A 23,246-nucleotide genomic window follows, 5' to 3' on the forward strand; every position below is an offset into this window, starting at 1 on the left:
TTTGGCGTCAGGGGCGGCACCAACCTTAAGACTGACTTAAGGTGGATTTCCTGTCTGCCCCTTATGAAACACACTCCGTCCCTTCTGGCCATTGCCCTGACGCTGACTGTCGCACTTGGCACCGCCGCTTCTGCCCAGCCGGATCTGCGGCACAGCCTGACCCCGCACGCCCAGCCCCTGCCCCCCGATCAGGCGTTCGGGGTGCAAACCCGCTGGCAGGGGGACAGGCTGATTGTCACGATGGACATCGCCAAAGGCTATTACCTTTATGGGGACAGGCTGACGCTAAGCCCTGATGCGCCTCGGGTGGAGGCCAGCCCGACCCAAAGCAAGCAGGACCCGAATTTCGGGCAGGTCGAGATCTGGCAGAACCATGCCCGCGTCGTTTTCGCCCCTGTCAATCATACCGCAACCCTCAGTTGGCAGGGCTGCGAGGAAGCAGGGCTATGCTATCCGCCGCAGGCGCGTCAGGTGGTTCCGCCCGCAGCCTCGGCCTCCCCCCCGACAGGGCCGCTCCAAACAGAAGCCCCGCAGGCAGTCCTTCCGCCCACAGCCCCTGCATTGGCAGACACTGCGCAGACCGGCATTCCGGCGAAAGAAGCCTCGGGGCTGGTGGCCTCTTTGGGGCAGTCGGGCGGCGCGCTCTGGGTGGTGGTCGCGTTTTTCGGCTTCGGGCTGGCTTTGGCCTTTACCCCCTGCGTGCTGCCGATGGTGCCGATTGTCGCAGCCATGATCGGCACCCGCATACAGGGCATCACGCCGCGGCGCGGATTGGGCCTTGCCACGGTCTATGTGCTGGCAATGGCACTGGCCTTTGCGCTGATCGGCGCCGTGGCGGCCGTTTCGGGGGCCAATCTGCAGATCCTGCTCCAACAACCGCTGGCGGTCGGGCTGATGGCGGGGGTCTTTGTGTTGCTGGGCTTGGGCAGCTTCGGTCTGTTCACCATGCAAATGCCGCAGGCACTGGCCGCACGGGTCGGGCAGATCGCGCCGCGACCGGGATCTCCGGCCCGCGCGGCCCTGCTGGGGTTCTCGTCGGCCCTGATCATCGGCCCCTGTGTCACCGCCCCTTTGGCGGGAGCCCTGCTCTATATCGCGCAAAGCGGGGATGTCGTGCTTGGCATGGGGGCGCTCTTTGCGCTGGGGCTCGGGCAAGGCATGCCGCTTCTGGCCGTCGGGCTGTTCGGGGCCAGTATCCTGCCGAGAATGGGCCCGTGGACGGGGCTGGTCAACCGCGCGATGGGGCTGCTGTTTCTGGCCCTCGCGATCTGGTTGCTGGGGCGCATCCTGCCCGGTCCACTGACGCTTGCGCTTTGGGCGGTGCTTCTGCTGGGCCTTGGCGGCAGCCTGCTGGGCCGCGGCGCAGGCATGGGCAATGCGCTGGCGGCCATCGCCCTTTGCGGCGGTGCGCTGCAGGGGGTCGGGGCCGCACTGGGCGGCACGGACCCCCTGCAACCGCTGGCCGCGCTACAGGGCCGGACCGTAAGGCCCTTTACCGAAGACGCGGCGGCGGCGTTTCAGGCGATTGGCACGCCGGAGGCATTGGACGCCGCGCTGGCCCACGCCCGGCAGACCCGTCTTCCGACGCTGATCTATGTCACCGCCGACTGGTGCACATCCTGCCGGACCATCGACCGCAAGGTTCTGACCGACCCAGCCATTCGTCACGCCCTGCAGAACTGGCAGCGGCTGGTCGTGGATGTCAGCCACCTTGACCAGAACCGTCAGGCCCTGATGACGCAGCTTGCGGTGATCGGCCCGCCGACCATGATTTTTGTCACCCCCGAGGGCGAGACGCGGCTGCTGGGCGAGATCACCGCAGACCAACTGCACAGCGCACTCGCGGCGCATCCCTCCTAGTGGCCCCCGCCCGGGCCCCAACGGCACAGGCCTGCGCCTGATCCCCCCTTTTTCAAACGAAAGATCCCAAGATGACCCGATCCCCTACAGGGCTTGCCCTGATCTGTATCGCCTTTCTGGCCGCTTGTGCACCCAGACCGGACCCCTCCGCCACACCGCCCGCCCCTGCGGTGCCTGCCGATGTCCTTGCGAAATACGGGGCCGAGCAGGATGGCACGCGCGTCATCCCTGCGGTGGATCCGAAATATCTTTCCGCCGAGAAAGCCCGTCAGGAGGTCGATTACTGGACGGAGGAGGCGCCCGGCACGATCATCGTCGACCCGTGGGCGCGCAAACTTTACTTCGTGCAAAAGAACAACCGCGCCCTGCGTTATACCGTGGCCGTGGGCGAGGAAGGGCGCGGTTTCACCGGTGAGGCGCATATCCCCTATCAGCGCGACTGGCCCAGCTGGCGGCCCACCCAGAACATGATCAACGATGCCCCCCAGCTTTACGGGCCGGTCAAAGACGGGCTGGAGGGCGGGCTGGAAAACCCGCTCGGGGCGCGGGCGCTCTATCTGCACAAGGGCAATCGCGACACCTTCTACCGCATCCACGGCACCATGCAGCCGTGGAGCATTGGCGAGGCGACCTCGGCGGGCTGCATCCGGCTTTGGAACCAAGACATCGTCGATCTGGCCGCACGGGTCAAATCGGGCACCCATGTCGTGGTGCTCTCGCAGGCCGAAAGCGGCAAGGGCACCGTCCCGCCCGGCACGCCCCTGCCGCACCATCCCCAAGATCCGATCCCCAGCAAAGGAGCCGCCCTATGATCGACCGTCGAAATTTCCTGATCCTGTCAGGGGCCGCAATGGTCCTGCCCGCCGCCGCCAAGGCCGAAGCCGAAACAGGGGCGCTTGACCCGCAGATGGTCTTCCACGACCCCGATGCCCCCGCTTTGGGCAACCCGCAAGGCGATGTCACTCTGGTGGAGTTTTTCGATTACCAATGCCCCTTCTGTAAAAAGAACCACCCCGTTCTGGAAGAGGTGATGGCCGAAGATCGCGGTTTGCGGGTTGTCATGAAGGACTGGCCGGTCTTCGGGCCGGTCTCGCTGCGGGCTGCACGGTTGGTGCTGGGCGCGCAGGAAAACGGCGCCTATGCCACCGCCCTTGAAGCCCTGATGGCCACCAAAGGACGGTTAAGCGATGCACAGGTCGACAAAACCCTGAACGCGGCGGGCGTTTCCGTGCCGAAGGCGCAGGCAGGCTATCAGAGCGCACGCCAGAAGATCGACGCCGTACTGGCGCGCAATGACCGGCAGGCCAGCGGTTTGGGTTTATTCGGCACACCGGGTTTTGTGGCGGGGCGCATGATCTATCCCGGCGCGCTGGACAAAGCCGCCCTGACCGAGGCGATCCGTGTGGCCCGCCATCCGCAAGGGTGACATCTCACGCCCCCGTGAGGGCCGCGCGTGACAATGTCACCGTCGCGGTCCCGCAAAGGGTCTTATGCCGGACCCCGAGCCACCCTCACGACCCCGCCGCGTGCGCCGCGCCCAAGGAGCCCTTCCATGCGCCCTGATCATCCTGTCCGGTTTGCAGCCCCCTCCCCCGCCTCCTCGCTGGGGGCCGCGCAGACCCCGTCGGCGGGCCCCGCCGCACTCCCCCCCGAAAGCTCCGGCTGGCTGGCACATTTTCCGGTCAGCCTGTTCGGCATGACGATGGGGCTTATGGGCTATGCGCTGGCGCTGCGTTCGGCCGGAGCGATGATGGCGTCGCATATGGTCTTCGGGCTGGCCTGCGCTGTCTTCGGGCTTCTGGCCACGCTGTTTGTGGCCAAGGCCCTGCGCCAGCCACAGGCGTTGAAAGCCGAATGGAACCACCCCGTGCGGCTGGCATTCTTTCCGGCCATCGCCATTTCGGGCCTGCTATTGGCGCGTCTGGTGCTGGAATATGCCCCGAGCCTGGCCAATATCCTGTGGATGCTGGGGGCTGCGGCGCAATTCGGCCTGACGCTGGTGATCATCTCGGCTTGGATCTCGGCGCGTCCCTTCGGTCCCGAAAGCCTGTCACCGGCGTGGTTCATTCCGGCGGTGGGCAATCTGGTGGTGCCGCTGGCAGGGGTGCCGCTGGGCCATATCGAAGCCAGCTGGTATTTCTTTGCCGCAGGGCTGACCTTCTGGATCATCCTCACCACCTTGGTCATCAACCGGCTGATCTTCCATGCGCCCTTGCCGGGCAAGCTGCGCCCCACATTGGTGATCCTGATCGCGCCGCCCGCGATGGCCTTCCTGTCATGGCTACTGCTGACCGGCCCCAACCCCGATGCGCTGGCGCGGATCTTGCTGAATGTCGCCTATCTCTTCGCGGCGCTCGTGCTGTTCCAACTGCCGGGACTGCTGCGCCTGCCCTTTTCGATCTCGTTCTGGGCGCTGTCTTTCCCGCTGGCGGCGCTGACCACGGCGAGTTTCCGCTTTGCGGCCATGACGGGATCGGTCTTCCACCAGAGCTTGGGCCATGCGGGTCTGGCCCTGCTGAGCCTGACCGTAATCCTCCTGCTGTGGAACACCCTCCGCCTCGCGCTGCGTGGCCAGATCTGCCTACCCGAATAAAGGACCGACCCGATGTATGATACCCTGCACTACTCTCTTGGCGCGCTTTCGGGCGGGCTGGTCGGGCTGACGTTAGGCCTCGTGGGCGGCGGCGGCTCCATTCTGGCGGTGCCGTTGATGGTCTATGTGGTGGGGGTGGCCAGCCCGCATGTCGCCATCGGCACCTCGGCGCTTGCGGTGGCCGTGAATGCCGCCAGCAATCTGGCGCTGCATGCCCGCGCCCATACCGTCAAATGGCGCTGCGGAGCGATCTATGCCGGTGCGGGGATCATCGGGGCTTTCGGCGGATCGACGCTGGGCAAGGCCATCAACGGCCAGCACCTGCTGTTCCTGTTCGCGCTGGTCATGGTGGTCGTGGGAGTGTTGATGCTGAAAAACCGCCATGCCGAGGGCATTCCGGGGGCGCAATGCGGCCGCGAGAATGCAGGCAAAGTCGCCGGTTTCGGCTTTGGAACGGGGGCCTTTTCAGGGGTGTTCGGGATTGGAGGCGGGTTTCTGATCGTGCCCGGACTAATGGCCTCGACCAGAATGCCCACCCTCAATGCCGTGGGCACAAGCCTTGTGGCCGTGACCGCTTTCGGCCTGACCACCGCGCTAAATTACGCGTTTTCGGGGCTGGTGGCATGGGGGATCGCCGCGACCTTCATCGCAGGCGGGTTTCTGGGCGGGATCGCCGGCACGGGCCTTGCGCGGAAACTTTCGGGCAAAGGCACCCTGACCACCGTCTTTGCGGGCCTGATTTTTGTCGTCGCGGCCTATATGTTATGGAAAAGCTGGACCGCGTTGTGATCCGGCTGGAAAGGAGATCTGTCATGCTTACCAAAATCAGCCCCTCCCGTGGGTCCGGCTCGCCGGTCGTGGTCGGATTTTACGAACCGGTTTCAGGATCGTGCCAGTATCTGGTGATCGACCCTGACACCCGTGCCAGCGCCCTGATTGATGTGGTGCAGGAATTCGATGTCACCGCCGCGCGCAGCGGCACAGAATCGGCGGATCATGCACTGGCGCTGGTCAAGGACCATGAGGCCGATCTGAAGCTGATCCTTGACACGCACCCCCATGCCGACCACCTCACCGCAGGCCGCCTGCTGGCCGAACGCACCGGTTGCCCGCATTGGATCGGCGAGAAATGCACCGATATCGCGAAAATCTGGACCGAAATCTATCACCTCCCGCCCCAGACGCTGGACCCTGCCACGCTGTATGACAGGCTTCTGGCCGATGGCGAGGAATTCACGCTGGGCCAGCTGCCGGTCAAGGTGATGCTCTCGCCCGGCCACACGCTTGGCTCGATCACCTATGTGATCGGTGATGCGGCCTTCGTGCATGACACGTTCATGCAGCCCGATGCAGGCACCTCGCGCGCGGATTTTCCCGGCGGTTCGGCGGCAGAGCTATGGGACAGTCTGCAGGCTATCCTTGCCCTGCCCGACGAGACGCGGATCTTTGTCGGCCATGATTACGGCACCAAAACCCGCGAGGAACCGGCATGGGAAAGCACCGTGGCGCAGCAGAAAGCCGAGAATATCCATATTGGCGGCGGACGCAGCCGTGCGGAATATATCGCATTGCGTGAAAAACGGGATGCCACGCTGAGCCTGCCCAAGCAGATGCTGCATGCCCTTCAGGTCAATCTGCGTGGCGGTCGCCTGCCCGAGCCGGAAGCCGACGGGCATCGCTATTTCAAAATCCCCGCAAACAGGTTCTAGGACCGGTTGCGTCTTGGGTCGGGCACCGGACAGCCCGACCTGCCGCCCCGACCTCTGGCATGGGCAGTCATGGCCCGCGCCCCCTTTGGCCCGAAGAACAGCCCCGAGGGGCGCGTCAGGGGGAGGACGGACCCGGGGCCTCGGGGCCGACAAACAGCTGGGCGATTTCACAGATGGCGCGCCAGCCCTGTTCCAGGGCCATGTCGGATGTGACCCTGTTTTCCAGCCACGCCATGATCCCGTTCCAGGAGGCGCTCATCAGCATCTCCGCAAGCACCGCGCGGAAAAGCTGGGTGGATTCGGGCAGACGGTCCTCCAGCATCTGGGCCAGCCTCTCGCTCATGGCAGCCCGCTCGGCCATATAGACCTTCAGCACCTTCGGCTGCGTCTGCAAGGCAGGGACGATGATCGCCAGTTCGGCCTTGCGCGGCACCGCCCGCATCATCATCGCCCGCAAAAGCTGGTAGAGATCGTCCGCCAAAACCCCGCTGCCCGGAACAAGTGTGCGGCAGATCTCGTCCGTCAGAAACGGAACCTGCCCGAAAAGCGCGGCTTCCTTGTTGGCGTAGTAGTTGAAAAACGTCCGCGCACTGATTCCCGCCTGCTGGCTGATCATTTCGGTCGTAATGGCGTCAAAGCCGTAATCCCGCGAGAGATCGATCGTCGCCTGCTGAATCACCTGCGCCATTTCCGCCTTACGGCGCGATCTCAAATCACTCATGCCTCTCCCCTGAGCAAGTCGGCACATCCCGCTTTATAGGAAGCCTTGGCCGCGTATCAGAACACCTGACCCTTGCTGTTTTTACGTGCATCGGGCCGAAATATTTTCAAAAATCAAGCGCTCGTTATCGCGCCAGATATTTACACTTTCGGCAAATTTTGCACACTCTGCAAGAATTGACCATAGACTTCGTCGCCAGGCCATCGTCAAGAGCGAGTGACAGCGGAACGATAGAAACGAGCGGATATGATGAACACAAAATTACGCATGCCTCTGGTGGCGGCCTTCCTTGCACCGGCGATGGGGCTGGGCACCACAGGGATCGCCTTTGCACAGGCCTACCAACAGCCGAATGCCGAAGTCGGGTATGTCGTGCTGCATCCAAGCGACGTTCCGCAGACCATCGAGCTTCCGGGCCGCGCCGTGGCCTTTGAACAGGCCGATATCCGTCCGCGCGTGGACGGGGTGATCATGCAAAAGCTCTATAAACCCGGGGCAGAGGTGAAAACCGGTGATCCGCTGTTCCAGCTGGACGATGCCAGCTATCAGGCCACGGTCGAGGCGGATGAGGCGACAGTGGCCGAAGCCGAAGCCGATCTGCCTGTCAAACAGGCCGCCTATGACCGTGCCGCCAAACTTGAGGGGTCAGGCTATACCGCAGCCGATGTAGAAACCGCCCGCTCGGATCTGGCATCGGCAAAAGCGACGCTGCAATCGGCGCAAGCGGCGCTGAAATATGCCAAGATCGAGCTTGGCTGGACCACGATCCGTTCGCCGATTGACGGGGTGGTGGATGTGGCCGATGTCTCGACCGGCGACCTTGTGACCTCGGGGCAGGACACCGCCCTGACCACGGTCACGACGCTTGATCCGATCGATGTGGAATTGCTGGAACCTGCCGCCGATATCCTGTCGCTCCGCTCCAAGGTCAAGAACGGCGAATTGCAGCTTTCCGACAAGTTGCAGGCCAATCTGGTGCTTGAAAACGGCGAGACCTATAAAGCGACTGGCGAGCTGGTCACCCCGTCTCCGACGGTGTCCACCACCACCGGTTCGGTCACGGTGCGCTTCCGCTTCGACAATCCCGACCATATCATCCTGCCGGGCATGTTCCTGCGCGGGAATGTGCAGCTCGGCTCGCTCAAGGCCTTTCTGGTGCCCCAGCGCGCAGGCGAGCATGATACCAATGGCAATCTGAGCTTCTTCGTGGTCGATGCGGACGGCAAGGCCAAACAGGTCAGCGTGCCGACCGAAGGCAGCACCGATACCGCGTGGATTGTGACCTCCGGCCTTGAGGACGGGGTGAAAGTGATCGTGGACGGGCAGAAAACCCTGCAGGACGGTGCCACAGTGAAGGCCGTGCAGGTGAAGATTGCCGACGACGGCACCACGCAGGATGTCGCCACCGACGCCGCCTCTCAGGACAGCGCCGAGAGCGCAGCAACGGCGGACTGATCCGATGGCACAGTTCTTCATTCACCGGCCCGTCTTTGCTTGGGTGCTTGCGATTGTCCTGATGATCGCGGGTGTCTTCGGGCTAAACTCGCTTGCGATTTCGCAATATCCCGAAGTCTCGCCGACCACGGTGCGGATTCAGGCCACCTATACCGGAGCCTCCGCCCAGATCGTGGCCAATTCGGTGACATCCGTCATCGAGGACGGCATGACAGGGCTGGATGGTCTGCTTTACATGACCTCGAACTCCTCGCAGGGCAGTTCGCAGATCTCGCTTGTCTTCAACTCCAGCACCGACGCCGATATGGCGCAGGTGCAGGTGCAGAACAAGTTACAGCTGGTCGAGAGTTCCCTGCCTACAGCCGTGACCCAGACGGGGGTCTCGGTCACCCGCTCCACCAGTTCGATCCTGCTGGTGGGCGCGCTTGTCTCCGACGATAACAAGCGCAGCAATGTCGAATTGGGGGATCTCTTCTCGAACCAGATGGAAGATACCGTCCAGCGTCTGGAAGGCGTCGGCTCGATTCAGGTCTTCGGGTCGGAATATGCCATGCGCATCTGGCTCGATCCGGCAAAGCTTTACAAATACTCGCTGACCCCTTCGGATGTCACCGATGCCGTTTCGGAACAGAACACCAACGTCACGGTCGGGTCGCTGGGCGATCTGCCAAGCAAGAACGGGCAGGAAGTCACCATCTCGCTGAAGGCCCAAAGCCAGCTTTCGACGGTGGATGATTTCCGCAAGATCCTGCTGAAAACCAATGATGACGGCTCTTCGGTCTATCTGGGCGATGTCGCTACGGTCGAGCTGGCCGATGACGATTACTCGGTGCTGGGCCAGTATAACGGCAAGAACGCCACCGGTTTCGGCGTCAACCTGCAAAACGGTGCCAATGCCGTCGAGACCTCCGAGCGCGTCCATACCGCGCTTGACAAGCTGGCCAAGTCGCTGCCCGAAGGCGTGACGCTGGTCTATCCCTATGACACGACCCCGTTCATTCAGGAATCCATCCACCAGATCTATCACACCCTCTTCGAGGCCATCGTGCTGGTCTTCGTGGTGATCATGGTCTTTCTGCAAAGCTGGCGGGCGACCATTATCCCCTGTATCGCGGTGCCGGTGGTTCTGCTGGGCACATTCGCCGTGCTTGCCGCCACGGGGATGTCGATCAACACATTGACGATGTTCGCCCTTGTGCTGGCCATCGGGCTATTGGTGGATGACGCCATCGTTGTGGTGGAAAACGTCGAACGGGTGATGGAAGAAGAAAAGCTGGGCCCTGTCGAGGCGACCGAGAAATCCATGAAGGAGATCTCGACCGCGCTGGTGGGGATCGTGGTGGTGCTGTCTTCGGTATTCCTGCCGATGGCCTTCATGTCCGGCTCGACCGGTGTGATCTACCGGCAGTTCTCGGTGACCATCATTTCGGCAATGGTGCTGTCGTTGCTGGTGGCGCTGATCCTGACGCCGGCCATGTGTGCAAGCCTGCTGAAACCCTCGCATGACAAGCCCAAGATCTGGCCCGCGCGCAAGTTCAACAAAGGCATGGACCGCGTCAATTCCGGCTATACCGGCACGGTCATCCGCCTGATCCGCCGTCCGTTCCGGATGCTGGTCGTGGTGGTGGCGGTTGGCGTGGGCATCTATGGCGTCTATTCCCGCCTGCCTTCGAGCTTCGTACCGACCGAGGATCAGGGCGTGCTGATGGCGTCGATCTCGCTGCCGCAGAACGCGACGCGGGCGCAGACCCAACAAAGCGTTACGGCCATCACCGACTTCATGAAGCAGAACTACCCCGACGCGACCAAAAGCGTGTTTGCGGCGATCGGCTTCGGCTTCTCGGGGTCCGGCCAGAACAATGCGATGATGTTCGTCAAGCTGTCGGATCTGGAAGACCGCAAGGGCATCACGGCAGCCTCCATCGCGATGAAAGCCAATATGTTCTTCGGCTCGGGGCGTTACGGGCAGGTCTTCTTCCTGCAACCGCCGCCGATCCACGGGATGGGCTCGTCTGACGGGTTCGAGATGTATCTGATCGACCAAGGCAATGAGGGGCTCGACAAGCTGCGCGAGACGGCCGCCAAGGTGGCCCAGAAAGCGCAGGAATCGGGCAAGGCAACCGCCATCCGCGGCTATGAGGCCAATTCCAAGACGCAGCTTGCGATCAATCTGGATGCGGCCAAGGCGCAGTCGATGGGGCTGACGATCTCGGACATCAACTCCAACCTCTCGACCATCTTCGCGGGCAGCTATGTCAACGACTTCACGCTGAACGGCAAACTGCGCGACGTGCGGGTGATGGGCGATCAGGCATACCGGATGCAGCCGGGCGATATCAAGAAATGGTATATGCGTAACAGCGATGACGAAATGGTTCCGATGTCGGCCTTCTCGTCGCAAAGCTGGGGGCAGACCTATACCAAGATCGCCCGTTATGGCGGCGTCAACGCGATCGAATTGCAGGGCTCTCCGGCATCGGGCGTCTCGTCCGGGGATGCGATGGCCGAAATGGAGAAAATCGTCGATAGCATGGATGGCAATTACCAGAGCGCCTGGGTCGGCCTGTCCTATCAGGAACAGCTCTCGGGCAATCAGGAACCGATCCTGTATACGCTTTCGGCAGTGGTCGTCTTCCTTGCGCTGGCGGCGCTCTATGAAAGCTGGTCGGTGCCCTTCGCGGTGATGCTGGCCGTGCCGATCGGCCTGCTCGGGGCGCTGATCGCGGCTCTGGTCTTCGGGCAGTCGAATGACGTCTACTTCAAGGTCGGGATGCTGACGACCATCGGTCTGGCGGCGCGTAATGCCATCCTGATCGTGGAATTCGCCGAGACACTCCGCGCCGAGGGGCTGGGCCTGTTCGAGGCGGTGAAAACGGCCGCGCGGATGCGTCTGCGCCCGATCCTGATGACCACCTTTGCCTTCGGGCTGGGGGTTCTGCCCCTTGCCATTGCCAGCGGCACAGGTGCAAATGCGCAGAACTCCATCGGGATCGGCATGTTGGGCGGGATCCTCTTCTCGGCTGTCTTCGGTATCCTGATGGTTCCGGTATTGTATGTGGCGGTCCGTCGTCTTGTTGACAGAAAATCCGGCGCAGGCCGCAAGGAGAATGCATGATGCGCTTTATGAAACTGGTTCCGCTAATGGTTCTCGCGGGATGTGCGGTCGGGCCGGATTACAAAACGCCCGCCGTGCCTGTCACCACCCAATTCGTGGGCGGGGACACCAGCCCGCTGGCGCAGGTGGCCTATCGTGCATGGTGGCGCGATTACCGTGACCCGCTGCTCAACGAGCTGGTCGAGACGGGGATGAAACAGAGCCTCGACATCCTGCAGGCGCAAGAGCGCATCCGTCAGGCACGCGCCCAGCTTCGCCAGACCGGCGTGAACGAGGCGCTCAGCGGGTCGGCCAGCGGGTCCAAGACCCGCTCGGGCGTCACCAAAGGGGGCGGGTCCGGCTGGGACAATGCCACCGGCACGCTGGATGCGGATTTCGTGCTCGACCTGTTTGGCGGATTGCGCCGCGAACGCGAGGCGGCCAAGGCCAATCTGGCAGCCAGCCAGGCCAATGTCGGCACCGAGCGTCTGGCATGGCTGGCCGAGCTGGTCGCCGATTATGCCGATGCGCGCTATTACCAGCAGGCGCTGGAGCTGACGCGCAAAACCATCGCGACCCGTCAGGATACGTTCAACATTACCCAGCAGGAAGTGAATGCCGGTGCCGCGACCACGCTGGAACAGGCCGAAGCCGAAGCCGCGCTGGAATCGGCCAAAGCCGATCTGCCCAACTACCTTGCGCAATTCCGCGCCAAGGTTTTTGCCATCGCGACCTTGCTGAACGTGCCCGCCGGCCCGTTGATGGACCGGATGGAAAAAGGGGCCGCCCCGTTGCGGATTCCGACCGACAGCGCCACCGGCGTTCCGGCGGACCTGCTGCGCAACCGTCCCGATATCCGCTATTACGAAGCGGTGCTGCATCAGGAAGTGGCCACCGTCGGCGTGGACACGGCAGCCCTTTACCCCTCGCTCAGCCTCTCGGGCACCGTGTCGGGCACCAGCAAATCCACCAGCTGGAGCTTCGGCCCCACCATCACCCAGGCCATCTTCAATCAGGGGTCCCTGCGCGCCGCCCGCGATGCGCAGGTCTCCGCCGCCAAACAGGCCGAGATCGACTATCGCTCGGCCATCACCTCGGCGGTGGAAGATGTGCAGGTCGCGCAGTCCAACCTGCGTCAGTACCGCGCGCAGGCCGCACAGCTTAACCGCGCGGCGCAATCCTATTCCAAAGCCTTGGAACTGGGGCGCACCACCTATCGCAATGGCGGCATGACCCTGCTTGACCTGCTGGATACCGACCGTTCCGAAGCATCGGCACGGATCTCGGCAGCCTCGGCGGCCAATAGCGCGGCACAGGAATGGGCGACCTTGCAGATCGCCATCGGTGCGGGCGCAGGCTATGCCGAAAGCCCCGAAGAGGCTCCGGCCCCCAAGGCCGCCGCCAAATAGGCTTTGGGATAGGGGGGCGCGCCCCCCTGCACCACCAGAAAAGGGCGGTCCCGTGAGGGGCCGCCCTTTGTGGTTTCGGCAAGCCGCGCGGGCAAACCGTGCCGTCCCTCGGAACGGCGCTTAGGAGCAGCCCCTAAGAGCGGCGGAAACGACAGGCGCGCCGCACGGGCTATTGCGCCGGACGGGCGGATCGTGGAGCGGCCAGCACGGGCTGCGCCTCGGCAAGAAGTGCCTCCAGCCGGTCGACCAGCCCCTGCGGGTCAAGGCTGGAGCGGTGACTGAGCTTGCTGACCGGAAAGCCACATTCCTGCGCGGCAAGGAAGGGATCGAGCGTCGCATTCCCCTCCAGCGCGGCCATCAGATAATAGGCGGGCACGGCGGGCAGGCTTCCGGCGGCACGAAATGCATGGCGCAGCTTCGCATTGCGGATCATCGCCCATTGGAAGGTGTAGATCATCATGAAATACTTGCGCGGCGTATGGCGCAGGCGGGTCACATAGGCATCGTAATCGGCACACCAGCGCTGGATCAGCGGGTTTTCGGGATGGGCGGCGATAAACCAGTTATCCACCCAGCGGTCATGATAGGGGCCACCAAAGGTGAAAAAGCCGGTCTGCCCGCCCAGAAGCGGCATCCATTCATCCAGCGGGCGGTGGCAATAGGTGGTCACATCGGCCCAAAGCCCGCCATAGCGGGCCAGCAGGCGCAGCCGGAGCGCATTGGCATGCAGACGGAACGCGAGGCTGTCATCGATATCGGACAAATCGACCCATTCGCCGACCGTCTCACGCGTCAGCACGCGCAGATCCCAGCCCGGGTTCATTGCCCGCCACTGGGCAATGCAGCGCTGCACGACGGGGGGGGCGGCCTCGATCCCCTGTGCCCAATACATCCAGATGATCTTCGGGATCGCCCGTCCGCGATAGGGGGCGTAATATGCCGGTGTCGCCTCGGGGGCATTGAACATCATCTGCGCGGTCAGATGGCGGTTATGACGGTCGATATGGCGGGCGTAAAGTTCAAGCCCCGGCGCATAAGGCAGCTCCGAACGCAGCCATTTCGCGGTGAACCGCGCGGATTTGAGAGCTTTGGACAGGCAGGAAGGAAGGGGCATGGGAGATCCTGAAAACGGTTTTCAGAAGGAATTTAGGGAGAGATGGCGCGCGGGCTACAGGATTGCGTCGAGTTCGCGCCACACACGCAGGGCATTGGTTTCGAAATAGGTTTGCGAATACCGCTCGTGGATTCTGGCACAGGCGCGGGCGCAAAGCACATCGAAAACCTTCGGGCTCTCCTCGAAAGCGGCAATTTGTTGCTCGACCGTCAGCACCATGCCCGCGAAATCGCCTTCGGGGATCGGGAAGCCGGTGCTCCGGTCGAAATATTCCGCAGCCCCTAGCCCGTCATAGCCAATGGCCACCGCCCCCGCAGCCATCGCTTCCGCCGCCGGAAAGCCAAGGCTTTCGCGCCGCATGAGCGAGATGAAAAAGCGGCTTTTGCGCAACTTGTCGATCACCTGTGCGCGCGGGATGCCATCAATCGCTTCCAGCCGGTAGCCCTGTAGCTTGCCGCGTTTTTCCAGCATCTCGACGATCTGGCGCGCCTCTTCGGGACGCTTGCGCGGCATATAGGTGATCAGCCGCTCCTTGTCGGGCATCGGCACGAAACCGATCTCTTCGGGCTTCATGCTGACCGGAAATTTCAGCACCGTCTCGGCCTCGATCAGGTCGAGATGGGTATGGCAGACCTCGGAGGTGCTCAGATAGGCCCGCACCGAGCGCGCCGGATCAAGGCCGCGCTCGACCGCGCGTTGATAGCTTTCCATCAGCAGGAACGGGTTCTGCACCAGAATGCACAGTGTCTGGCCGGGGAACGCCTCCAGCGCCTCGGCCAGAAAGAGTTCGGGCATCACGATCACATCCTCCGGCCGCGCCACGTAACGCGGATTGGGGCCGGCAAGGCGCACCCGACGGCGCGTCTTGAGATAATATCCCAGACGGCTGCGGCGCGGCTGGTAACGGCCATAGATACGGTCGAATGCGCCGGTCCAGAATTTGGGCAGATCCTGCGGATGGTCGGGATAGCAGCCGGACGGGCTGTTATGCAACAGCGCGCAATCCAGCCCATTGCGTCGCAACAGCGCCACCAGATCATAGATCACCGCGACCCCGCCTGCGGCTTTTGTGATGTCCGGGCTCCAGAAAAGATAGCGACGGGTCATTGAATATCCACGATAAGGAATAAATTTAACCCTGTTTTGGCCTTTTGCTGCGCAGTTGACAAGCATGTAAGCGGATAATCGTCAAGGTTGTGCCGCGACGCAGCGACAATCGTGTGAGGTCTCTTGTCATGGGCGCGCCAAAGGGTCAAACTGCACCAAAGTCGCTTCAATTTCAGCACGGAACCTTTCATGCCCCACTCAGGTCGTCGCTATGCACTGATCACCCCCTGCCGTGACGAGGCGCAATATATGCGCCGCACGCTGGACAGTGTTGTCGCGCAAACCGAACACCCCGCCCTCTGGTTGATCGTCGATGACGGTTCGACAGATGACACCCCGCAGATCCTTGCAGAATATGCCGCGCGGCATGACTGGATCCGCGTGGTTCCCAAACCCAATCGCGGCGCGCGCGCTGTGGGTCCGGGCGTGATCGAAGCCTTCTATTTCGGCCTTGACCAGATCGATATGGGCGCATTCGACTATATCTGCAAATTCGACCTCGATCTGGAAATGCCCAGCGGATATTTCGCGATCCTGATGGACAAGATGGAGGCCAATCCGCGTCTGGGGTCGTGCTCGGGCAAGCCGTGGTTCATGTGGAACGGGGCCAAGGTCTCGGAGAAATGCGGCTCGGAAATGTCGGTCGGCATGACCAAATTCTACCGTGTGCAATGTTTCCGCGAGATCGGCGGCTTCGTGCGCGAAGTGATGTGGGATGCGATCGATTGCCACAAATCCCGCCAGCTTGGCTGGCAGGCCCGCGCCTTTGACGACGAGGCGCTGTCTTTCGAGCATCTGCGTCCGATGGGGTCGTCGCAGAAGTCGGTCTATACGGGACGGATGCGCCACGGCTATGGCCAGTATTTCATGGGGTCGAGCTTCTGGTTCTTCACCGCAAGCTGCATTTTCCGCATGGCGCACCCCCCCTATGTCACCGGCGGACTTGCCTCGTGGTGGGGATATGTGCGTGCCGCCCTTCAGGGCAAAGAGCAGCTCCCCGACCCCGAGTTGCGCGCCTTCATCCGGTCTTACCAGCGCCGCGCACTGGTCAAGGGCAAGGATGCGGCGATTGCCGAAATCGATGCAGCACAGGCACCGGTCTGGGATGCGCGCGCCGCCGTCTGAGGCGCGGCACTCCACGCCGGTTCCCGCCATCTAGCCGCTCAGTCGCCCTGGCGCCGCGACCGAAAGCCTCTGGCCGCGCCGCCACAGGGCGCCCGCTCGAACAGCTCGCACAAACGGGGCGCTCAAACGGGGCGCGCTCCCCTTCTTTCCGGGTCAGAAAGGCACCGCGATGACAGGACCACAGAAACGCGAAACGCATGTGGAAACCATGCGGGGACTGGCCTGTCTGGCGCTGGTATCCTACCATGTGGTCGGCGCGACCCCGCAGGTCGGGCTGGAGGTTCCCGGCACCGACTGGCTGTTCCGGCTGCAACTGATGCTGGCGGATATGCGGATGCCGCTGTTCAGCTTCATCTCGGGCTATGTCTTCACCGCCGTGCTGAGTGCGCGCAAAAGCTGGGGGCAGGTGCTAACCAGCAAGATGCGCCGCCTGCTGGTGCCGATGATCTTTGTCGGCGGCCTGTTCTGGGTGATTGGCGATGCCACCGGACGGGTGCAGATGCCGTGGGTCGATACTCTTTTCCTGCCCTATGCGCATTTCTGGTTCCTGCAGGCGACCTTCACGCTGATGGTACTGCTTCTGGCGCTCAACTGGCTTTATGCGCAAATCAGGCCCGACGCCTTCGCCCGCGACCCCAAAGCGGTGTCGGTGCGCAATGCCGCGCTGATCGGCGCCCTCGGGGCGGCCATCTTCATCTCGGGGCGGCTGGACGGGTTCCAGATCTTTTCCTTCCCGCGTGCTGCCTATCTGGCGCCGTTCTTCATGGGCGGGCATATCGTTGCGCAGCGCCTGAAACCGGCACTGGCGGGGCTGTCGGATCGCGGCTGGCCGCGTGTGCTTGCCGGTCTCTGGCTGGGGGCGCTGGTTCTGTGGGGGGCGCTGTGCGCCTTCCAGCTTCTGGGCCCGTGGCAGTCCGAGATCCGGCGCAGCCTGTCGGTGCTGGTCGGGCTGACAGCCGCCCTGTCCTTTCTGGTGCTGCGGGTCCATATCCGGTTTCTGGCATGGATCGGCGACAAGTCCTTTACCATCTACCTGTTCCACGTCTTTTTCACCGCGGCGGCGACCTTGGCGATGCAGCATCTCCTGCCCGCTCTTGACCGACACTGGATCTATCCGGTCTCGCTTCTATGCGGCCTGACCGGCCCGATCCTGCTGCATCAGGTGATCCTGCAGTCGCGCCTGTCGCGCTTCCTCTGTCTGGGGATCGGCATGCCGTTCGCACCGCGTCGCGTGGCCACTGCGGCACGATAGAACGGGACGGGCCTGCCCGCCCCGCCCCGCATCAGAATGTACATCCCCGCGCAGGGATCAGTCAGCGAAAACCTGCCCCGCAAACAGCTTGCGCGCCGTGCGCACAGATCCTGCGGCCACGGGATAACCCGCGCCATCGGTGCGCAGGACAATATCGGCCGCCCCCGTCGGATGCTCTATGCGGAAGGTCTCGCCCTCTGGCAGCCGCGCAAGAGGCGCGGCCACCGTGCCCTCAATCGTGCAGGCCGAGGCCACACTGATCGCGGCGAAAACCCCGATAGAAGCGTGACAGCGATGGGGAATGAAACTGCGCGTCGCAATCACCCCGTCCTCTTGCGCGGCACTGAGAATGGTCATTTTCGGCACGGATTTCTCGGACACATCGCCAAGCCCCATCAAAGGCCCCACCTGCAGCCGCAGGGCCTCGAGCCTTGCGCGCAGGGGCATGTCCCCTTCCAGCGTCTCGCGGCTTTCCTGCCCTGTCAGCCCCAGATCCTGCGCGGCGACAAGCGCGACCGGCATGCCATAATCGATCAGGGTCATCGCTATGCCATCCACCCAATCGCGCGGCTGGCCGGTGGGAAACAGGTGACCGCACATCGACCCCGCCAGATTGGAAAACAGCAACCGCACCGGTGCCGCCGTACCGGGCACACCGTCAATCGCGGTCGTGCCCCGATAGCTGACCCGCCCTTGCGGTGTCTGCACCGTGGCCTCGGCAATCTCGCCGGTATTGCGCATATGGATCCGCAGCGATGTCTCGCCCTCCTGCGCGGCAACAAGCCCCAGCTCCAGCGCCGCAGGCCCGACACCGGCCAGAATATTGCCACAGGCCTGCGCATCCGACACCAGCGCCTGATCGACAAAGACCTGCAGGAAAAGGTAGTCGATATCGGCATCGTCGCGACTGGGCGGCGAAAGGATCGCCACCTTGGAGGTCAGCGGATCGGCCCCGCCGATCCCGTCAATCTGGCGCGGATCGGGCGACCCCATGATCCGCAGCAAAAGCGCATCGCGCGCCTGCCTGTCTGCGGGCAGATCGCTGGCACGGAAATACGCCCCTTTCGACGTCCCGCCGCGCATCCACAGACAGGCGATCCCCTCGGACGCCCCGCCGCCGCCGGACCCGCCGACCTGCGGCTCAGACATAGCGCAGGCCCTTTTCCTTCAGACGCGGGCGCATGTCATAGATATCCAGCCCCAATTCTCCGGCGGCAAGCCGCTGGCGCTTGGCCTCTTCGGCGGCAAGCCGTGCCGTGGCGTTGGCCATCACCTGCGCGGCCTGCGCCCGCTTGACCACCACCACACCATCATCGTCGGCACAGATCACATCTCCCGCCTCGATGCACTGCCCCGCGCAGACCACCGGAACATTCACCGATCCCAGCGTCTCTTTCACCGTGCCTTGCGCCGAGATCGCCTTCGACCAGACCGGAAAATCCATCGCCTTGAGATCCGCGATGTCACGCACCCCCGCATCGATGATCAACCCGCGACAGCCGCGCGCCTGCGCCGAGGTTGCCAGAAGATCACCGAAATAGCCGTTATCGCAGGGCGAGGTCGGGGCCAGCACCAGAATATCGCCGGGCTGGAGCTGTTCGATGGCCACATGCACCATCCAGTTATCGCCCGGCGCGGCGGAAATGGTCACGGCCGATCCGGCAATCTTTGCCCCCGAATAGATCGGGCGCATATAGCTTTGCAGACAACCGGTCCGCCCCTGCGCCTCATGGACGGTGGCCACACCGGCCTGCGCAAGAGCCGCGATCACATCGGGATCGGCGCGTTGGATATCTTGGACTACCACAGGCATCATTCTCTCCTTCTTTCAGGCTTTCCGGACCGGCGGGGTGCCATGCAGATGGAAGCTCTCGATGGTCTTCAAGCCCCAGGCCTGCCCCTTCTTGCGCTCTGTCTCGGTCCAGGTGACGGTCTCCCAGTCGGGGGCCAGAATGAGCCGCGCGCCGGAATTGGCCAGCTCGACGCGGTTGCCCGCAGGTTCCCAGACATACAGGAAGAACGTGCCCTGAACCGCATGCTTATGCGGGCCGGTTTCGATATGGATGTCGTTTTGCAGGAAGATATCGGCGGCGCGCAGGATGTCCTCGCGCTGGTCGGTGGCATAGGTCACATGATGCAGCCGTCCCGTGCCACCGCCATGTTCTTCCGTGCAGGCAAGATCATAGGTCTTGTTGTTAACGGTGAACCAGCAGCCCCCCAGCCGACCGTTATCCAGCTGGATCTGTTCGGTCACCCGCGCGCCCAGACAGGTGGTCATGAAGCGGCGGAATTCGGTCACGTCTTCGGCCAGCAGGTTGAGGTGGTCAAGACGCCGCGGGGCAGCGCCGGTAAAGGACGACGCGGTATTCTTCAGCGCGGCCCGTTCTGCCGCATCCGGCGCGGTATACCAGTTGGTATCGTAATAGATTTCGAACACATGCCCGAACGGATCCTCGAAACGGAACGCCCGCCCGTGCGACAGGTCCCCGTCATTCCAGCCGATCACCTTGAAATCCGAGGCCTCGATGGCCGCAACCCGACGCTCCAGCGCCTCGGGCGAAGAGGCGCGATAGCCGATATGGGCCACACCCGTGACATCGGATCTGGTCAGTTTGAGCGTGCAGAATTCGTAATCATCCCATGCCCGCAGATAGGCCGAGTTCCCGTCCTGCGCCGAAAGCTTGAGCCCGTAGACGCGGGTGAAAAAATCGAGGCTCTCGTCGAATTTGTCGGTGAGCATCTCGACATGGCCGAGATGGGCAATGTCGAAGCTTGGATTGGTTGCCGGATGGCTCATGATAGTCTCCTCCCGAAACGGCCCGAGGGCCGCCTCTCTTACAATTCGTCGACGGTGCGCGGGAAAACCGACTGGAACCCCTCGCCATACTGGCAGTCACGCCCTCCCGACATACCACCGGAATTGCGCTTGAAATGGTTGGCGCGCTGTTGGGCCACGCGGGTGTAATATTCCCACAGATGGACCTGCCCGTTCATGCATTCCATCGCCGCCCGCTTCTTGTCCCAGACCGATGTGATGTCGAGGAACGTATCGGGTTTCCAGCCCATCTGCTCGGTCTGATGCGGCTCGAACAGGTATAGTTGCGGCGCGCCCAGCACCTTCTCGCCCGGATTATGCCCCCAAGCCTGCGCCACCATCCGCGCCTCAAGCGCGATGCGGGTGGTATACATATGGTCGGTATTATAGGGATCATACTGGCTATGGCTGAGCATGAATTTCGGCTGCACCTTACGGATCAGATCGACCAGACGGAATTTGTCCTCGCGGTCAAGCTCCAGCGGGTAATCCCCCAGATCGAAGCAGTGCAGATCGGCCACGCCCAGAACCGCGGCGGCTTTCTCGGCCTCGTCACGGCGGATCGCCTTCACCTCGTCAAGCGATTTGCCCTCTTTCCAAAGCCGCGCGCTTTCTCCCCGCTCTCCGAATGACAGGCAGGCCACCGTCACGTCATAGCCAAGCGCGGCATGCAGCGCGATGGCCCCGCCGCAGCGCCACACGAAATCCGCCGCATGCGCGCTGATCACCAGCGCCGTTTTACGATCTGACATTCTTTCCTCCGAGATCCTCGAAACCTGTTGTCGCAAACTTCCGGAAATCCGGCAGCGGAGGCAATTCAGAAACATTCGCCAACCCATAAGAACGCGCTATAACCGCTTTGAAATACGCACCGATCGGCCCAAAATTCACACGAGTTTGCAAGGGGCCATGACAGGATGACACAGCTAACATTGATCGGGTTCGGAGAGGCCGCCCAAGCCTTTGCCAAGGGCTGGAACGCCCCGCGAGGCTTTGACTTGGGCTGCTATGACCGGAAGATGGGCGGCGCAGAGCGCGCCACGGTTCTGGAGCGGGCGGCGGCGCTCTCTGTTACCGCGCAGGACAGTCCCGAGGCCGCCCTTTCCGGCGCACAGATCGTGCTGTCGCTGGTGACCGCCGATCAGGCTGTCCATGCCGCGCGCGACTATGCGCCCTTCCTGCGCCCTGAGGCGCTGTGGCTTGACTGCAATTCCTGCGCGCCCAGCAGCAAGACACAGGCGGCGGGCTATGTGCAGGCGGCGGGCGGGCGCTATGTGGATGTGGCGGTGATGGCACCTGTCTATCCGAAACTGCATCATGTGCCGCTGCTGGTGTCCGGCCCGCATGCGGCATCCGCCCTGCCCTATCTTCAGGCGCTGGATATGCGTGCCACGCTGGCAGGCCCCGAAATCGGCGCGGCGTCTTCTGTAAAGATGATCCGCTCGGTGATGATCAAGGGTATGGAGGCGCTCAGTGCCGAATGTCTGCTGGCGGCCCGCCGCGCCAATCTGACCGATGCGGTGATCGCCTCGTTGCAGGCTTCCGACCCCGATACGGATTGGGCCGCACGGGGCAATTACAATCTGGAACGCATGATGGTGCATGGCACACGCCGCGCCGCCGAGATGGAAGAGGTCGCCAAGACGCTGGCCGATCTGGGGCTGCCCAACGACATGGCGCAGGCCGTCACGCGGTGGCAAAGGACCGTCGGGTCACTGGGGCTGGGCGCGGGCAAAGATGGTCTCGAATCCCGTAGCACCGCTGTGCTAGAAGGGTTGGCACATAAAGGGTAAGGGCAATGCTGGGCTCCAATCTGCGCCATTTGCGCGTCTTTCATGCGGTGGCCGAAACGGGCTCGGTGACGCGGGCGGCAGAGCTTTGCCTTGTGTCGCAACCCGCCGTGACACAGGCGATTGCCAAACTGGAAGCCGAGGCCGAACTGCCGCTGTTCCGGCGCACGTCACAGGGGTTTTTCCTGACCGAAGCGGGGGCACTGCTGGCGCGGCGCGGCAAACGCGCGCTGGACATGCTGGACGGGGCGCTGAACGAGATCGCCCCCCGCCTGCCACTCACCGCGACGCGGGCGCAGCTTCTGGCGCTGATTGCCACCTCGGAGGCGCAGAATTTCTCCTTGGCGGCCCGCCAGCTTGGCATTGCCCAGCCGACGGTGCATCGGGCCGTGACCCAGTTGGAACGCGAGGCGGGCAAGGCGCTTTTCCAGCGCAGTGCGTTCGGCATCGTGCCAACCCGCGCCTGCGCCATGCTGGCACGGATCGCGCGGCTGAGCTTTGCCGAGCTGGATCAGGCGGTGTCGGAACTGGGTGATCTGGTGGGGCGCGAAGTCGGGGAGATCACCATCGGAGCGATGCCACTGGCGCGGTCGCACCCGATGCCGAAGGTGCTGGCGCGGTTTCGCGAAAAACGCCCGAATCTGCGGATCCGCATTATCGAAGGCACGTATGACGAGCTTCTGGGCCAGTTGCGGCGGGGCGATCTGGACTTCCTGATCGGTGCGCTGCGCAGTCCCGCCCCCATCGAGGATGTGGTGCAGGAAAGGGTGTTCGACGATGATCTGGTGCTACTGGCGGGCCATCACCATCCGCTCTTGCACCGCCCGTTGTCTCTGGAGGTGCTGCGCCAGCAGCACTGGCTGGTCACCCGCACTGGCACACCGACGCGCACCCAGTTCGACGCGATGTTCCATGCGGCGGGTCTGGCGCTGCCCGACAGCATTATCGAAACGGGCTCTGTCATCCTGATGCGCGAGATGATGGAAATTTCCGAGGTGCTGTCCTGTGTCTCGCATCTGCAGGCCCGCGCCGATATCGACCGCAAGCTGGTGGCGGTGCTGCCTTTCGCGGTGCCCCATTCCACCCGCGCCATCGGGTTGACCTATCGCCGTGACTGGATGCCGACGCCTGCGCAAAGCCTGATCATGGAAGAGATCCGGCAGGCCTCTGCCGAGGCGTTATAGCGTAAATTTATGAAGGGG

20 protein-coding genes are annotated in these 23,246 nt (G+C 63.1%); 13 read left to right on the top strand and 7 right to left on the bottom strand.

The annotated features are described in order from the left end of the window. Window positions 1–63 precede the first annotated feature (63 nt). The 6 genes from dsbD to AC2ISB_RS14030 all read left to right on the top strand — a co-directional run bounded on the left by dsbD (window position 64) and on the right by AC2ISB_RS14030 (window position 6,162). Window positions 64–1,860, top strand: coding sequence for a protein-disulfide reductase DsbD (gene dsbD / locus AC2ISB_RS14005; protein WP_486576966.1), 1,797 nt, complete (start codon window positions 64–66; stop codon window positions 1,858–1,860). Window positions 1,861–1,931: 71 nt separating this feature from the next. Next, a complete protein-coding gene (locus tag AC2ISB_RS14010; RefSeq protein ID WP_486576967.1) occupies window positions 1,932–2,672 on the top strand; it encodes a L,D-transpeptidase in 741 nt (246 codons plus the stop codon). After that, window positions 2,669–3,286 (top strand): DsbA family protein, encoded by a 618-nt coding sequence (locus tag AC2ISB_RS14015; protein ID WP_330629318.1) that lies wholly within the window; start codon window positions 2,669–2,671, stop codon window positions 3,284–3,286. The genes AC2ISB_RS14010 and AC2ISB_RS14015 overlap by 4 nt, the downstream gene beginning before the upstream one ends. A 126-nt stretch (window positions 3,287–3,412) precedes the next feature. Next, the gene (locus AC2ISB_RS14020) at window positions 3,413–4,453 is read left to right on the top strand and encodes an SLAC1 anion channel family protein (RefSeq protein WP_330629319.1); all 1,041 of its coding nucleotides are present in this window, start codon (window positions 3,413–3,415) and stop codon (window positions 4,451–4,453) included. A gap of 12 nt (window positions 4,454–4,465) precedes the next feature. Next, on the top strand, window positions 4,466–5,242 hold the full coding sequence (locus tag AC2ISB_RS14025) for a sulfite exporter TauE/SafE family protein (protein WP_330629320.1): 777 nt from the start codon (window positions 4,466–4,468) through the stop codon (window positions 5,240–5,242). Between the two features lie 23 nt (window positions 5,243–5,265). Beyond that, entirely contained in the window at window positions 5,266–6,162 is an 897-nt protein-coding gene (locus tag AC2ISB_RS14030; protein WP_486576968.1) for an MBL fold metallo-hydrolase, read from the top strand. A gap of 115 nt (window positions 6,163–6,277) precedes the next feature. Here AC2ISB_RS14030 and AC2ISB_RS14035 read toward each other — a convergent pair whose 3' ends face one another. Beyond that, window positions 6,278–6,883, bottom strand: a complete 606-nt coding sequence (locus AC2ISB_RS14035; RefSeq protein ID WP_339109875.1) for a TetR/AcrR family transcriptional regulator — start codon at window positions 6,881–6,883, stop codon at window positions 6,278–6,280. Between the two features lie 246 nt (window positions 6,884–7,129). On the opposite strand from AC2ISB_RS14035, the gene AC2ISB_RS14040 reads away from it, so the two are divergent. From AC2ISB_RS14040 to AC2ISB_RS14050, 3 genes are read left to right on the top strand one after another with little or no spacing between them, the layout of a single operon-like run. Then, the gene (locus tag AC2ISB_RS14040; protein WP_330629323.1) at window positions 7,130–8,338 is read left to right on the top strand and encodes an efflux RND transporter periplasmic adaptor subunit; all 1,209 of its coding nucleotides are present in this window, start codon (window positions 7,130–7,132) and stop codon (window positions 8,336–8,338) included. A 4-nt stretch (window positions 8,339–8,342) separates the two neighbouring features. Further along, window positions 8,343–11,453, top strand: a complete 3,111-nt coding sequence (locus tag AC2ISB_RS14045; RefSeq protein ID WP_330629324.1) for a multidrug efflux RND transporter permease subunit — start codon at window positions 8,343–8,345, stop codon at window positions 11,451–11,453. After that, the gene (locus tag AC2ISB_RS14050) at window positions 11,450–12,841 is read left to right on the top strand and encodes an efflux transporter outer membrane subunit (RefSeq protein ID WP_330629325.1); all 1,392 of its coding nucleotides are present in this window, start codon (window positions 11,450–11,452) and stop codon (window positions 12,839–12,841) included. Before AC2ISB_RS14045 ends, AC2ISB_RS14050 begins: the two co-directional genes overlap by 4 nt. A gap of 169 nt (window positions 12,842–13,010) precedes the next feature. Here AC2ISB_RS14050 and AC2ISB_RS14055 read toward each other — a convergent pair whose 3' ends face one another. Both AC2ISB_RS14055 and AC2ISB_RS14060 read right to left on the bottom strand, forming a co-directional pair. Continuing rightward, on the bottom strand, window positions 13,011–13,955 hold the full coding sequence (locus AC2ISB_RS14055) for a capsular polysaccharide synthesis protein (protein WP_486576969.1): 945 nt from the start codon (window positions 13,953–13,955) through the stop codon (window positions 13,011–13,013). Between the two features lie 54 nt (window positions 13,956–14,009). Then, on the bottom strand, window positions 14,010–15,062 hold the full coding sequence (locus AC2ISB_RS14060) for a hypothetical protein (RefSeq protein WP_486576970.1): 1,053 nt from the start codon (window positions 15,060–15,062) through the stop codon (window positions 14,010–14,012). Window positions 15,063–15,251: 189 nt separating this feature from the next. Between AC2ISB_RS14060 and AC2ISB_RS14065 the strand changes: the two genes are divergently transcribed. Next, a complete protein-coding gene (locus AC2ISB_RS14065; RefSeq protein ID WP_330629328.1) occupies window positions 15,252–16,187 on the top strand; it encodes a glycosyltransferase family 2 protein in 936 nt (311 codons plus the stop codon). A 169-nt stretch (window positions 16,188–16,356) separates the two neighbouring features. Beyond that, window positions 16,357–17,439 carry an acyltransferase family protein gene (locus tag AC2ISB_RS14070; protein ID WP_341485964.1) on the top strand — a complete coding sequence of 361 codons (1,083 nt, stop codon included), beginning with the start codon at window positions 16,357–16,359 and terminating at the stop codon, window positions 17,437–17,439. Window positions 17,440–17,496: 57 nt separating this feature from the next. Here the strand turns inward: AC2ISB_RS14070 and AC2ISB_RS14075 are convergent, their stop codons facing one another. From AC2ISB_RS14075 to AC2ISB_RS14090, 4 genes are read right to left on the bottom strand one after another with little or no spacing between them, the layout of a single operon-like run. Continuing rightward, a complete protein-coding gene (locus tag AC2ISB_RS14075) occupies window positions 17,497–18,588 on the bottom strand; it encodes a 4-oxalomesaconate tautomerase (protein ID WP_486576971.1) in 1,092 nt (363 codons plus the stop codon). Next, window positions 18,581–19,252 (bottom strand): 4-carboxy-4-hydroxy-2-oxoadipate aldolase/oxaloacetate decarboxylase, encoded by a 672-nt coding sequence (locus AC2ISB_RS14080; RefSeq protein ID WP_455153326.1) that lies wholly within the window; start codon window positions 19,250–19,252, stop codon window positions 18,581–18,583. Before AC2ISB_RS14080 ends, AC2ISB_RS14075 begins: the two co-directional genes overlap by 8 nt. Window positions 19,253–19,267: 15 nt before the next feature. Then, window positions 19,268–20,236, bottom strand: a complete 969-nt coding sequence (locus tag AC2ISB_RS14085) for a VOC family protein (protein WP_341485963.1) — start codon at window positions 20,234–20,236, stop codon at window positions 19,268–19,270. 38 nt (window positions 20,237–20,274) lie between these two features. Further along, entirely contained in the window at window positions 20,275–21,006 is a 732-nt protein-coding gene (locus tag AC2ISB_RS14090; RefSeq protein ID WP_330629333.1) for a PIG-L deacetylase family protein, read from the bottom strand. A 165-nt stretch (window positions 21,007–21,171) separates the two neighbouring features. On the opposite strand from AC2ISB_RS14090, the gene AC2ISB_RS14095 reads away from it, so the two are divergent. Together AC2ISB_RS14095 and AC2ISB_RS14100 are read left to right on the top strand one after the other, a co-directional pair. Continuing rightward, a complete protein-coding gene (locus tag AC2ISB_RS14095; protein WP_330629334.1) occupies window positions 21,172–22,047 on the top strand; it encodes an NAD(P)-dependent oxidoreductase in 876 nt (291 codons plus the stop codon). Window positions 22,048–22,052: 5 nt separating this feature from the next. Next, the gene (locus tag AC2ISB_RS14100) at window positions 22,053–23,228 is read left to right on the top strand and encodes a LysR substrate-binding domain-containing protein (protein ID WP_486576972.1); all 1,176 of its coding nucleotides are present in this window, start codon (window positions 22,053–22,055) and stop codon (window positions 23,226–23,228) included. Window positions 23,229–23,246 lie beyond the last annotated feature (18 nt).

The sequence above is a fragment of the Thioclava sp. NS-SX20 genome, assembly GCF_057380695.1.